This is a genomic window from Streptomyces koelreuteriae (genome assembly GCF_018604545.1).
GTDB classification, from domain to species: Bacteria; Actinomycetota; Actinomycetes; order Streptomycetales; family Streptomycetaceae; genus Streptomyces; species Streptomyces koelreuteriae.
Genome location: NZ_CP075896.1, coordinates 6226678 through 6240166 on the forward strand (window position 1 = coordinate 6226678; position 13489 = coordinate 6240166).

The following is a 13489-nucleotide window of genomic DNA, read 5'->3' on the forward strand; positions in this document are numbered from 1 at the left end:
CCTCCATGGCTCAGGGTGTTAGGGCGGGTGCTCATCTGCGCGCTCGCTGCCGCTTCTGCCGCTAACAGAAGAGAGACCCTCACCCATGTCCTGGCTGTCGAAATTCAGCCTCGCGCAACGGGCCCTGATCGGGCTGATGTCGATCATCGCGCTCGTCTTCGGGGCGATCGCGATACCCCAGCTCAAGCAGCAGCTCCTGCCCACCATCGAACTGCCCATGGTGTCCGTGCTGGCGCCGTATCAGGGCGCGTCCCCGGACGTGGTCGAGAAGCAGGTCGTCGAACCCATCGAGGACAACCTCGAAGCCGTCGACGGCATCAGCGGCGTCACCTCCACCGCCAGCGAGGGCAACGCCGTGATCATGGCGTCCTTCGACTACGGCAACGACACCAAGCAGCTCGTCGCCGACGTCCAGCAGGCCGTCAACCGGGCCCGCGTCCAGCTCCCGGACGACGTCGACCCGCAGATCGTCGCCGGTTCCACGGACGACATGCCGACCGTCGTCCTCGCCGTCAGCTCCGAGCGGGACCAGCAGGCCCTGGCCGACCAGCTCGACAAGACCGTCGTACCGGACCTCAAGGACATCGACGGCGTCGGCCAGGTCACCGTCGACGGTGTGCGGGACCTCCAGGTCGCCGTCACCCCCGACAACGCGGGGCTCGCGAAGGCGGGTCTCACCCCGCAGTCCCTCATGGAGGCGCTCCAGGCGGGCGGCGCGACCGTCCCGGCCGGCTCCTTCGACGAGGACGGCGCCAACCGCACGGTCCAGGTCGGCGGCGGCTTCACCTCGCTGAAGCAGATCCAGGACCTGATGGTCACGGGCGAGCCCGGCAAGGGCAAGCCGGTGCGCCTCGGCGACGTCGCCGCGGTGAAGCAGCAGGAGGCCCCGGCCGACTCCATCACCCGCACCGACGGCAAGCCCAGCCTCTCCGTCGCCGTCACCATGGACCGCGACGGCAGCGCGGTCGCCATCTCCGAGGCCGTCCAGGACAAGCTCCCGGACCTGCGCAAGGACCTCGGCTCCGGCGCCGACCTCACGGTCGTCAGCGACCAGGGCCCCGCGGTCTCCAAGTCCATCAAGGGCCTGACCACCGAGGGCGCGCTCGGTCTGCTCTTCGCGGTCCTGGTGATCCTGGTCTTCCTGGCCTCGATCCGCTCCACCCTCGTGACGGCGGTGTCCATCCCGCTGTCGGTCGTCCTCGCCCTGATCGTGCTGTGGACGCGCGACCTGTCGCTGAACGTCCTGACGCTGGGCGCCCTGACGATCGCCATCGGCCGCGTCGTCGACGACTCGATCGTGGTCCTGGAGAACATCAAGCGGCACCTCGGCTACGGCGAGGAGCGCAACTCGGCGATCCTCCAGGCCGTCCGTGAGGTCGCCGGCGCGGTGACGTCCTCGACGCTCACCACGGTCGCGGTGTTCCTGCCGATCGGCCTGGTCGGCGGCATGGTGGGCGAGCTGTTCGGCTCGTTCAGCCTGACGGTGACCGCCGCCCTGCTGGCGTCCCTTCTCGTCTCCCTGACGGTCGTCCCGGTCCTGTCGTACTGGTTCCTGCGTCCCCCGAAGGGCACCCCCGAGGACGCCGACGAGGCACGCCGGATCGCCGAGGAGAAGGAGGCCAAGAGCCGCCTCCAGCGCATCTACGTCCCGGTCCTGCGCTTCGCGACGCGCCGCCGCCTCACCAGCGTGGCCATCGCGATCGTCGTCCTGATCGGCACGTTCGGCATGGCGCCCCTGCTGAAGACGAACTTCTTCGACCAGGGCGAGCAGGAGGTCCTCAACGTCAAGCAGGAGCTGAAGCCCGGCACCAGCCTCGCGGCGACCGACGCCCAGGCCGAGAAGGTCGAGCGGCTGCTCGCCGACACCAAGGGCGTCAAGGACTACCAGGTCACCATCGGTTCCTCCGGCTTCATGGCCGCCTTCGGCGGCGGCACGGACTCCAACCAGGCCTCGTACCAGGTGATGCTGGACGACTCCGTGCCGTTCGAGGACGTCCAGGACGACATCGAGAAGGGTCTGGCCGGTCTCAAGGGCATCGGCACGACCACCATCGCCGCCGGTGACGGCTTCGGCAGCCAGGACCTCAGCGTCGTGGTGAAGGCCGCCGACTCCGAGGTCCTGCGCAAGGCGTCCGAGCAGGTCCGCAAGACGGTCGCCGAGCTCGACGACGTCACGGACGTCACCAGCGACCTGGCGCAGAGCGTGCCGCGCATCTCGGTGAAGGCCAACGACAAGGCGGCCGCGGCCGGCTTCAACGACCAGACCCTCGGCGCCGCCGTCGCGCAGGCGATCCGCGGCACCAACGCGGCCAAGGCCACCCTCGACGACAGCGAGCGCGACGTCGTCATCCGCTCGGCGAAGCCCGCACAGACCCTGAAGCAGCTTCAGGACCTGCGCCTCGGCGCGGTGAAGCTCGGCGACATCGCCACGGTGAAGCAGATCGACGGCCCGGTCTCCATGACCCGGATCGACGGCCAGCGCGCGGCCACCATCTCCGCGAAGCCGACCGGCGACAACACCGGCGCGGTGAGCACCAAGCTCCAGTCCGAGATCAGCGCGCTGAAGCTCCCGGAGGGCGCCACGGCGTCGATCGGCGGTGTCTCCGAGGACCAGGACGAGGCGTTCGCCAACCTGGGCCTGGCCATGCTGGCGGCTATCGCGATCGTCTTCATGCTGCTGGTCAGCACCTTCAAGTCCCTGGTCCAGCCGCTGATCCTGCTCGTCTCCATCCCGTTCGCCGCCACCGGCGCCATCGGCCTCCTGGTGGCCACCGGCACCCCGATGGGCGTCCCCGCCATGATCGGCATGCTCATGCTGATCGGCATCGTGGTGACCAACGCGATCGTCCTGATCGACCTGATCAACCAGTACCGCAAGCAGGGCTACGGCGTCGTCGAGGCCGTCATCGAGGGCGGCCGGCACCGACTGCGCCCGATCCTCATGACCGCCCTGGCGACGATCTTCGCCCTGCTCCCCATGGCCCTCGGCATCACCGGCGAGGGCGGCTTCATCGCCCAGCCGCTGGCCGTGGTCGTGATCGGCGGCCTGGTGACGTCGACCCTCCTCACCCTCCTCCTCGTCCCGACGCTGTACGCGATGTTCGAACTCCGCAAGGAGCGCCGGGCGAAGAAGCGGGCAGCGAAGAAGGGCCTCCCGGCCCAGCGCTCGGAGACGGCGGAGGAGCCGGAGCCGGCGCAGGTCTGACAGCAGTAGGTATGGCGAGGGGCGCCCCGTGGCTCATGGTCACGGGGCGCCCCCTTCGACTTCAGCCCTTGAGGGACGTGACGAACGTGTCCCAGGCGGTGGCCGGGACGACGAGTGCGGGGCCGTGGGGGTTCTTGCTGTCGCGGACGGGGACGACGCCGGGGAAGTCCTCGGTGATCTCGACGCAGTCGCCCCCGTTGGTGTTGCTGTAGCTGCTCCGGCGCCAGCGGGCGGAGTTCAGTTCGGGGGTGTGTCGCATGGCTTGTGGTCCTCCATCGCCTGTCGGATCAGCTCCGCCGAAGCGGCCGGAGGGAGGGCGTTGGCGCGCAGCACCTCGTACTGCCGTCGCCATTCCTTCACCGAGGTTCGGTCCTCGTAGAGATGCCCGACCCGGATTCCCTCTTCGTAGGCCATGGCGGAGCCGTTGGGAAGGGTCAGCAGAGTCAGGGTGCCGCCCATCAACGAGTACGGGCCGGAACTGAAGGGCAGCACCTGGACCTTGCTGTCCGGAGTATCCACCTGTTCGAGCAACCGGGCCAGTTGCTTGTGCATGCACTCTGCGCTGCCGACGCTTCGCCGGAGAACCGCCTCGTCGATGATCGCCCAGCGCAGGGGACGCTCGGCCGAGCGCAGCCGGTCCTGCCGGGAGAGTCGGGCGTTGACTCGCTCGTCCACCTGCTCCGGAGTCAGGGCCTCCTGCACGCTGAGCAGCGCGCGGGCGTACTCCTTGGTCTGCAACAGCCCTGGCACCGCCTGCGCTACGAAGTTCTCGACGACCTCCGCCTGCGCCTCGAAGTCCATGAACCGCCGGTACTGATCCGGATGCGCCTCCCGCTTGGCCAGTTCGTACAGCCCGTGGAAGTGCTTGTCCGTGCCGAACGCCGCGTCCAGCCGGTCGGGAAGGTCCGGGGGAGGCATCAACTCGGCGGTCTCGATGCGGGCGAGGGTGCTCTTGCTGGAGTTCACGATGCCCGCGAGCTGTACGAGGGAGAGCCTCGCGGCCTCACGGTGACGGCGCTGCTCGGCGCCGAAGTAGTGGCGCGCGGAGAGGTACGGGGTGAGGGTCTGTGGCTTGAACGCCATGGTCTGGCCTCTCTGTAGCCGTTGAGGTTGCTATGGATGTCCCGTTCTCGGTCCCGGGACGCGGCGCTCCTGTCGAGGACGTATGCCGCAGCGCGACGATGGAGGCACACACGGTAATCACCGGTGTTCACGCCTGTCAGCGGAACGGGTTCGAAAGGAGCGGCGGATGATGCGCGACGGAACGGGTGCGCCCCTGAGACTGCTGCCATGGACCACTCCGGACGGACGCCCGTGCTACCTCAGCACGGACGACGACGGCAGCCGGCTCTCCCGCATGGCCGACGAGTTGGAGGCCGAACTGCTCGACTCGGCCGCGTACGTCCTCACCGCGGCCAGGTCGCTCCTCGGTGAACCTGCGGTGGGCGGCAGGGAGTTGAGGTTTGCGGGTGAACGACTCGCCGAGGCGCTCACGGACGCGCTGCGGATCGCGGCGAGCCGGGGCGCGCGGCTGTCGGGCGAATGAGCCCGGTGGTTGGTCAGAACTGTGGGGGCGGCGGGCGGAAGCGCGGTTTGCGCAGGTGGGCGCCGGACTGCTGGTAGCGGAGGCTGAGCGGTTCCCGTCGGGGTACGGAGCGTGCCTCCGGACCGATGAGGAAGTGTGCCTCGGGGATGCGCCCATCGCCGGTGTGCAGCGTCGGCAGGCTCGTGCAACCGGCCAGGTCCAGCATCATGCGAGCGGTCCCGTGGGCCTTGGCCACGGACTCGCCCGCGGCGAGATTGCGGTGGACGACCCGTGCATAGCCGCGTGCGTGAACGTCGGCGACCTCGGCCTGCCAGCCGATGACGGCGGGAACGGCGTCGCTTAACTCCTTGGCAAGGTGGGCGGTCCAGCACGCGTTCAGGACGAGCAGATGAAGGCCGTTGGCGGTGGCAGCGGTGACACAGCGACGCAGGCCGTCCAGGGCGACCGGTGCCTCACCGCCGTCGTCGGTGACGAACCGGGGGCCGCTGTCGGGTGTACCCCTCCCCGCGAAGTGGAGTACCTGGGGTGTGGTGTCGGCCAGGTACTGGGTCAGGTCGTCCCAGCGGGCGGCTGGGAGGGTGTCCAGCCGGACGGTGTGGCCGTAGCGGGAGTACGTGATGCTCTGCTGGATGTCGCGGTGCTCCTCCAGCACGTTGGGCGCGTTCGGGAGAGCGGGGGCGGCTGCCAGGACCAGGCAGACCACGTACACCGGTGTCATGGACGGGTCTGGGTAAGGGCTTGCACCAGGCGAAACCAGTGAGCGGTGTGCTGCGGGTCGGGGGAGCGGGTGGCGAGGGCCGCCAGTTCGGAGGTGAGCCGGTTGCGGGTCTCCGGGTCTGCTTCGGACGCCGCCTCGGCGAGGGCGTCCAGGTCCAGGGACTCCGGGTCGCCGGCGAGGAGGAGGGCGGCTTGGTGGTGGGTGGCGGAGGAGAACGCGTCGTTGAAGACCGAGCCTTCGATGGCGGCGCCGTACGCGAGTGCCTGGGCGTCACCGTCGTTCAGAGCACGGAGAACATGCCGCTGGAGGGCGCCTCGGTCCTGGACGCACTGGAACGCGGTGTCGATGTCCTCAGAGCGGGCGATGCGCAGGAGAGCCGGGTGAACCGCGACGCCAGGGGTGACGTCGTCGGTTTCGGTGAGGGCCTTCTCTGCGGACTCGTTGAGGAGGACTTCGCTGTTCTCCTGGAAGAAGCGCTTCGAGTCGTCCCAGCCCTCGCACTCCAACCAGCCTGAGAGCGTGTCCCGGAGGATCAGGGCCGAGAAGACGGCGTCCATGCCTTCGGAGAGGACCAGTTCCCTGATGCGCTGGTGCTGCTCGGCGACCGGCCAAGCGAGCGCGAACTCCGCCAATGCTGTCGCGGCTTCGTCAGCGCCGAGGGCGTCGGCGTGACGTGACCAGAAGGTCCGGCTGTCCGTCCAGGTGGGCGTGTTCGCCCACTCGACGACCAGGTTCAGAGTGTCCTCCGAGAGCGACAGCCAGTCCGGGGTGGCGGTGTCTGTCTCCTGCCGCCACGTGTGCTCCAGAGACTCGCGACTGTCACGGGATGTGTGGGCCTGGGCCCGGATCATTTGTCTGGCGTGCAGGACGATCTCACCTGGTTGCTCGGCCGTTTCGTCGTTGACGATGCGGATGAGTCCCAGCAGACCGAACGCGCGCGTGGGCTCGGGACGTCCGAGCTGGAAGGCCGCACGCTCGTACTCGATCGTGCGTGCGGCGGCCGGGTGGGCCTGAGCGAGCCCGGCGGCTGTGTCCGTGTAGGCCTGGATGGCGGCTGGTTCGTCTCCGGTCTCGGCCAGGCGGTTGGCGAGGTTGTTGAGTGCCATGGCGAGGTCGGGGAGGTAGGCGGCGGGGTTGGTGTGGGTGAGTTGGGTGTAGTGGCGTACGGCTTCGTGGGCGGGTTTGAGGGCGCCTTGGTGGTCTCCGGTCTGGGCTAGGTGGTTGGCGAGGTTGTTGAGTGCCATGGCGAGGTCGGGGAGGTAGGCGGCGGGGTTGGTGTGGGTGAGTTGGGTGTAGTGGCGTACGGCTTCGTGGGCGGGTTTGAGGGCGCCTTGGTGGTCTCCGGTCTGGGCTAGGTGGTTGGCGAGGTTGTTGAGTGCCATGGCGAGGTCGGGGAGGTAGGCGGCGGGGTTGGTGTGGGTGAGTTGGGTGTAGTGGCGTACGGCTTCGTGGGCGGGTTTGAGGGCGCCTTGGTGGTCTCCGGTCTGGGCCAGGGTTGCGGCGAGGTTGTTGAGTGATCCGGCGAGGTCGGGGAGGTAGGCGGCGGGGTTGGTGTGGGTGAGTTGGGTGTAGTGGCGTACGGCTTCGTGGGCGGGTTCAAGGGCAGCTTGGCGGTCTCCGGTCTCGGCCAGGCGGTTGGCGAGGTTGTTGAGTGCCATGGCGAGGTCGGGGAGGTAGGCGGCGGGGTTGGTGTGGGTGAGTTGGGTGTAGTGGCGTACGGCTTCGTGGGCGGGTTCAAGGGCGCCTTGGCGGTCTCCGGTCTCGGCCAGGCGGTTGGCGAGGTTGTTGAGTGCCATGGCGAGGTCGGGGAGGTAGGCGGCGGGGTTGGTGTGGGTGAGTTGGGTGTAGTGGCGTACGGCTTCGTGGGCGGGTTCAAGGGCGCCTTGGCGGTCTCCGGTCTGGGCTAGGTGGTTGGCGAGGTTGTTGAGTGCCGTGGCGAGGTGGGGGAGGTAGGCGGCGGGGTTGGTGTGGGCGAGTTGGCGTCGGATGCGTACGGCTTCGTGGGCGGGTTCAAGGGCAGCTTGGCGGTCTCCGGTCTCGGCCAGGCGGTTGGCGAGGTTGTTGAGTGCCGTGGCGAGGTGGGGGAGGTAGGCGGCGGGGTTGGTGTGGGTGAGTTGGGTGTAGTGGCGTACGGCTTCGTGGGCGGGTTCAAGGGCGCCTTGGCGGTCTCCGGTCTCGGCCAGGCGGTTGGCGAGGTTGTTGAGTGATCCGGCGAGGTCGGGGAGGTAGACGGCGGGGTTGGTGTGGGCGAGTTGACGTCGGATGCGTACGGCTTCGTGGGCGGGTTCAAGGGCGCCTTGGCGGTCTCCGGTCTGGGCCAGGGTTGCGGCGAGGTTGTTGAGTGCCGTGGCGAGGTGGGGGAGGTAGGCGGCGGGGTTGGTGTGGGTGAGTTGGGTGTAGTGGCGTACGGCTTCGTGGGCGGGTTCGAGGGCAGCTTGGCGGTCTCCGGTCTCGGCCAGGCGGATGGCGAGGTTGTTGAGTGATCCGGCGAGGTGGGGGAGGTAGGTGGCGGGGTTGGTGTGGGTGAGTTGGGTGTAGTGGCGTACGGCTTCGTGGGCGGGTTCGAGGGCGCCTTGGCGGTCTCCGGTCTGGGCTAGGTGGTTGGCGAGGTTGTTGAGTGCCGTGGCGAGGTGGGGGAGGTAGGCGGCGGGGTTGGTGTGGGCGAGTTGGCGTCGGATGCGTACGGCTTCGTGGGCGGGTTCGAGGGCAGCTTGGCGGTCTCCGGTCTCGGCCAGGCAGATGGCGAGGTTGTTGAGCGATCCGGCGAGGTCGGGGAGATAGCTCCTGTCCCTGTCAGCCAGGTCCCTATAGATGTCGGTTGCCTCACGAGCGAATTCTGCGGCAACCGTGTGATGAGCGTTCCCCGACAAGGCGACGGAGACCTCAAGCAGCGCCTTCCCCAGATGCGGCAGCGCGTTCTCCCGATCCCACACCACAAGGTCACGCAGCACGTCGATGCCCGGCCCCGGGACGCTGGCCCACGCAGCGTGGCGGGACAGCCAGGTCCGTACGTACGGATCGACCCGCTCCCAGCCGCCGGCCTCGGCCTGCCGCTTGAGGAGGTCCACCACCGCCCACAGCACGACCACCTCGGCGGCCGCCCCCTCGGGCCCCTCGCGCCTCCTCAGATGTGAGACGAACTCCCGGTGGTACAGCCGGTACACGGCCTGTGAGCCCGCACCGTCCTCGACGATGTAGCGGCCGTAGGCGGACAGAACCCAGTCCAGGTCGCCCTCGTCGTAGACAACCCCCTGACCGCCGAACGCCGAGGCCACCGCCTCCCAGACTCCGCCCGCGGGCATGCCCCGGCCGGCGGCGCAAGCGAGCGCCGTGAGGAGGTCCCGCGCAGCCGAGGGGAGTTCGGTGCCGTCGTCGCGTACCCGCTGGGGGCCGGAACGCAGATCCTCCTCGAACGCGGCCTCCACGGACTCGGGCAGCCCGGCGAGCAGGTCATCGGTGTCCCGGAGGCTCCCGGGCTCTTGGAGTCGTGCGACGAGGAAGCCGGTGACCAGCCGGGCGAAGAGGAACCCCCCGTCCTGTGCCGTCGCGCGGTCCGCCAGGGCCTCGGCGACCCCGGCCCCGTCGACCTCGGCGGCCTCGCAGCGCCGCCGTACGTACTCGGCGATGTCCCGCCGGGTGTCCGGCTCGGCCTCCAGGTCCACCGTCGTGACGCTGTCGCCGATGTGGCGGACCAGGGCGTCCGGCAGGGTCTCGCCCTCCTTCAGCCTGCCCCGGAAGGGCCGTTCCCGGGAGCCGACCAGCACCGGGAGCATCCGGCTCAGCGGAAAGACCAGCTCCTCGATCACGCCCTGGGTGTGCTCGGCCGGCACCTCGTCGAGACCGTCGAGGACCAGGACGGGAAGCGTCGGAAGCTCACGCAGCTCGGCTCTCAGGGCGTCCGCGTTCCTCGGCTCGCGCAACCCCAGCCGGGCGGCGAGTTCCGCGGCGGCCTGTGTCGCGTCCAGGCCCCGCAGATGCACGGCCGCGAAGGTCCGGACGTCCCGTACACCCGGGTCCGGGTCACCCTCCCGGAGGGCTCCCTGCCGCTCTGCCTCCTGTCGTTGCTCGGGGTCCGCGAGCGTCGCGACGCGTCCTAGCACCGCAGACTTGCCGCACCCGGCGGGCCCGGTGACCAGGAAGAGACCGGGAGCCGCCGCCTCCATCCACGTGATGATCTTTCCGAGTACGCGCTGCCGTCCGCTGAAGAACCAGCCTTCTTCCCGGTGCCCCACGCCGCGCGCGGCGAGCACCAGGTGCTCCACGAGGGTCGGCGCGGTCCCCGGCCGGGCGAGAGGATTGGGAAACGCCGGTCGTTCGTCGCCCGCGGTGCCACGCGCGGGCCGCTGGCCCTCCGACTCGCACCTGGTCGCCAGCGCCGTCAGCAGCTCGACCCCACTGACCAGCTCGTTGTGCGCGCTCCACGCGCTCAGGTACTCGTCCGTGCGTGGCCCCTCCCGCAGCACCGCCGCCAGTGCCCGCAGCAGCGGTCCGCCGCCGTCCGACGTCTCGTTGCGCTGGCAGCTCGCCATGCTGCCGAGCCACTTGGTCCGGCCGGGCGGAAGGGAGATCTCGGACCAGTGTTTCAGGGCGGTTTGGATGCCGTCCCCGACGCCGTCGCCCGCGTAGCAGGTGTCGACGACCACCAGGATCTGATCGGCATCCGAGGAGACGGCGTATCCGATCAGCTCTTCGGTGGACACGCCCTGCCTGCGTATCCGGACCTTCCGCGTCCCCACATGGTCGCCGGGCTTCAGATCACTGAGGACCAGCCGCAGTTCGTCGTCGGCGAGGACGCCGTGCCCCGACCAGAGGATCAACGCCGGCTTGCGGCCCCCCGAGCGCCGCCAGCCCTCGCTCCACTCCTCGACTTCCCGGTCGAAGGCCGCCCGGTCCGGGTTCCCCCCGCCCACCAGCCGCACGTCGAAGCCCAGCCCTTCGAGGAGGCCGGCGATCTCCTCCATCTGCGCCTTGACGCCCACCAGTTGAGGGAAGGTACGAGAGTCGTCGTACGACTCGCACACCACACACAGCGCGGTGGCCCTGAACTCCGGAGCCTCACTCATCCTCGGTGCCCTCTTCCCCCTCGTGCCCCATCACCAGCGTCAACGCCGTCACCGAGGCCTCCGGAGCGTGCCGTGCGCCGACCCTCAGCCGGTGGGCTCCGGGGGCGAGACCGGTGAGCGGAGCGGTGTAGCGCCCGTCGCCCCGGTTCCGCAGCGAGCGTTCGGGGCCGTCGTCCACACTCAGGGCGAGCGCCAGCTCGTCGTGCCCGGGGACGTCCCTGGGGACCGACACCTCGACCTCCGCCGCCTTGCCTGCCGCCAGCACCTCCGGCACGCGCACCCCGAGCGGCCTTGCCGCCGCGTACTCCTCCGGACCCCGGTGCACCGGCAGCTCAGGTGTGAGCCACCCCCACAGCGCCCAGCGGACGGCGGAGTTGTTCTGCAGCGAACCGTGCTGTTCCCACGGGGTGTACGCGGGTCGCCGTACGCCCGTGAGATGGGCGCTGGACAGACGGGGCACACGCCCGTCGCCGCCCTCGTCCGCGCCGCCGATGGTGAGCAGCGGCGAGAGCCGGCCGTCGTCCCCCGGCCGGGCCGTGGTCGGAGTGGGCTGCAGAACCCCGCTCACCGGCAGGTACTCCACCCCGTACGCGGCCCCCGTCCGGGACTCGTGCAACGCCGCATGGAACAGCGCCGCGTCCTTGAGCAGGGCCTCGTCGACCCCAGGGAGCCCGGTGACCTCACGCGCGTATCGGAGGTTGTCCGCGTCCGTGCCGCCACCCTCCAGACACGCGTAGTCCGGGGTGAGCTGATGCAGGGACGGCAGGCTGCGGGCGAACCGCGCCAGATTCAGCCGAAGCGGGCCGAAGCCCGGCCGCAGCCCGTTCACCAGGTACAGCAGGGCGTCCAGTGAGCCCCGGTACGGCGTCCCGAGCGTGATCACCTGCCGGGCGACCTCCGCGCCGCCGCCCATCTCGATGTACTGCCGGGTCACCAGCCCGCCCATCGAGTGGGCCACGAACACGACCCTGGCTTCCGCCCGCCCGGGTGCAGAGGCACGCCAGCGGCCGAGTTCCTCCTCCACCCGTTCGCCGAGCCGTTCGGCGTTGTACCGGCAGGAGAGCCGCCAGTCGTACGAGAAGTCCACCAGGTTCACCGGTGTGCGAGGGTCGTCGCCCGGCAGCCGCCGTCGCAGGGTGAAGTGTCGCTCCAGCCAGTCCAGCAGCCCGTTGTAGCCGTCGACGAGTGGCCCGACCCCGGGCAGGGCGTGCAGATCGGGCATCGGCCCGGCGGGCCGGACGCCGTCACCGGGGTGGCCGTCTCCCAGGTCGGACGGGAGGGCCAGCCGGGTCACGGACTTTCCGAAGGTCCTGATCCCTCGTAGCAGGGCCTTTCCCGAGAGCCCCCATAACTCGTTCCCGTCCGCGTCCGTCAGCCGGCTGCCCATGATCCCCGGAACCACGACCACGAGATCGTCGACCCGGCAGCGCTGTGTCGTCATGCCGCCCCCGAATGGTGCACGTCGTGCTGTGAGGGGTCAGCGTAATGACGGTAGAGCGGGCCGGACACGAGGAATGCGGAACTGTCCGCACGAAACATGAAATGCGCGCTGGCCTGCGTCCTGTGTCCTGCGTGAAGAAGGGGCGACGCCGGGCACGGTGCCGGTCGGCGTCACCCCTCTCGTACCCGCTACGGGCTAAGGGCTAAGGGCTACGGCAGCGCCAGCATCCGCTCCAGCGCCAGCTTCGCGAACGCCTCCGTCTCCTTGTCCACCTCGATGCGGTTGACGAGGTTGCCCTCGGCCAGGGACTCCAGGGCCCAGACCAGGTGGGGGAGGTCGATGCGGTTCATCGTGGAGCAGAAGCAGACCGTCTTGTCGAGGAAGACGATCTCCTTGTCCTCGGGTGCGAAGCGGTTCGCCAGGCGGCGGACCAGGTTCAGTTCCGTGCCGATGGCCCACTTGGAGCCGGCCGGGGCGGCCTCCAGGGCCTTGATGATGTACTCCGTCGAGCCGACGTAGTCCGCCGCGGCCACGACCTCGTGGCGGCACTCGGGGTGGACCAGGACGTTCACGCCCGGGATGCGCTCGCGTACGTCGTTCACCGAGTCGAGGCTGAAGCGGCCGTGGACCGAGCAGTGGCCGCGCCACAGGATCATCTTCGCGGCGCGCAGTTCCTCGGTCGTGAGGCCGCCGTTCGGCTTGTGCGGGTTGTAGAGGACGCAGTCCTCCAGGGACATGCCCATGTCCCGCACGGCGGTGTTGCGGCCGAGGTGCTGGTCGGGGAGGAAGAGCACTTTCTCGCCCTGCTCGAAGGCCCAGTCCAGGGCCCGTTTCGCGTTCGAGGAGGTGCAGATCGTGCCGCCGTGCTTGCCCGTGAACGCCTTGATGTCGGCGGACGAGTTCATGTACGAGACGGGCACGACCTGCTCGGCTATCCCGGCCTCGGTCAGCACGTCCCAGCACTCGGCGACCTGCTCGGCCGTCGCCATGTCGGCCATCGAGCAGCCGGCGGCCAGGTCGGGCAGGACCACCTTCTGGTCGTCGGAGGTCAGGATGTCCGCGGACTCGGCCATGAAGTGCACACCGCAGAACACGATGTACTCGGCCTCGGGGCGGGCGGCGGCGTCCTTGGCCAGCTTGAAGGAGTCACCGGTGACGTCGGCGAACTGGATGACCTCGTCGCGCTGGTAGTGGTGGCCGAGCACGAAGACCTTGTCCCCGAGCTTCTCCTTGGCCTTGCGGGCGCGCTCCACCAGGTCCGGGTCGGACGGCGAGGGCAGGTCGCCGGGGCACTCCACGCCGCGCTCGCTCCTGGGGTCGGCCTCACGGCCGAGGAGCAGCAGGGCGAGGGGCGTCGGCTGTACGTCGAGCTCCTGGGGCTGGGCGGTGGTCACGACACGCACCCTTTCTGTTCCGCGACTTTTCGTCGATATGACGCTATCTATCATAACTGCTTCACGTCACTTTGACGATGGCCATAGCGTCTGTGTGACGTGAATCCCGGTGGGCCGCCGTT

8 protein-coding genes are annotated in these 13489 nt (G+C 69.5%); 2 read left to right on the forward strand and 6 right to left on the reverse strand.

The window, feature by feature from the left end; translation table 11 throughout:
* Positions 1–85: 85 nt before the first annotated feature.
* The gene (locus tag KJK29_RS28045; RefSeq protein WP_215121955.1) at positions 86–3205 is read left to right on the forward strand and encodes an efflux RND transporter permease subunit; all 3120 of its coding nucleotides are present in this window, start codon (positions 86–88) and stop codon (positions 3203–3205) included.
* A gap of 61 nt (positions 3206–3266) precedes the next feature.
* Here KJK29_RS28045 and KJK29_RS28050 read toward each other — a convergent pair whose 3' ends face one another.
* Together KJK29_RS28050 and KJK29_RS28055 are read right to left on the reverse strand one after the other, a co-directional pair.
* Positions 3267–3464 (reverse strand): DUF397 domain-containing protein, encoded by a 198-nt coding sequence (locus KJK29_RS28050; RefSeq protein WP_215121956.1) that lies wholly within the window; start codon positions 3462–3464, stop codon positions 3267–3269.
* Positions 3443–4288, reverse strand: coding sequence for a helix-turn-helix domain-containing protein (locus KJK29_RS28055; RefSeq protein ID WP_215121957.1), 846 nt, complete (start codon positions 4286–4288; stop codon positions 3443–3445). The genes KJK29_RS28050 and KJK29_RS28055 overlap by 22 nt, the downstream gene beginning before the upstream one ends.
* A gap of 166 nt (positions 4289–4454) precedes the next feature.
* Between KJK29_RS28055 and KJK29_RS28060 the strand changes: the two genes are divergently transcribed.
* On the forward strand, positions 4455–4751 hold the full coding sequence (locus KJK29_RS28060) for a hypothetical protein (protein WP_215121958.1): 297 nt from the start codon (positions 4455–4457) through the stop codon (positions 4749–4751).
* Positions 4752–4764: 13 nt separating this feature from the next.
* Here KJK29_RS28060 and KJK29_RS28065 read toward each other — a convergent pair whose 3' ends face one another.
* The 4 genes from KJK29_RS28065 to nadA all read right to left on the reverse strand — a co-directional run bounded on the left by KJK29_RS28065 (position 4765) and on the right by nadA (position 13367).
* Positions 4765–5469 carry a CHAT domain-containing protein gene (locus KJK29_RS28065; RefSeq protein WP_251057967.1) on the reverse strand — a complete coding sequence of 235 codons (705 nt, stop codon included), beginning with the start codon at positions 5467–5469 and terminating at the stop codon, positions 4765–4767.
* A complete protein-coding gene (locus KJK29_RS39215; RefSeq protein WP_215121959.1) occupies positions 5466–10532 on the reverse strand; it encodes a tetratricopeptide repeat protein in 5067 nt (1688 codons plus the stop codon). The genes KJK29_RS28065 and KJK29_RS39215 overlap by 4 nt, the downstream gene beginning before the upstream one ends.
* Entirely contained in the window at positions 10525–11973 is a 1449-nt protein-coding gene (locus KJK29_RS28075) for an esterase/lipase family protein (protein ID WP_215121960.1), read from the reverse strand. The genes KJK29_RS39215 and KJK29_RS28075 overlap by 8 nt, the downstream gene beginning before the upstream one ends.
* Positions 11974–12182: 209 nt before the next feature.
* Positions 12183–13367 (reverse strand): quinolinate synthase NadA, encoded by a 1185-nt coding sequence (gene nadA, locus KJK29_RS28080; protein ID WP_215121961.1) that lies wholly within the window; start codon positions 13365–13367, stop codon positions 12183–12185.
* Positions 13368–13489 lie beyond the last annotated feature (122 nt).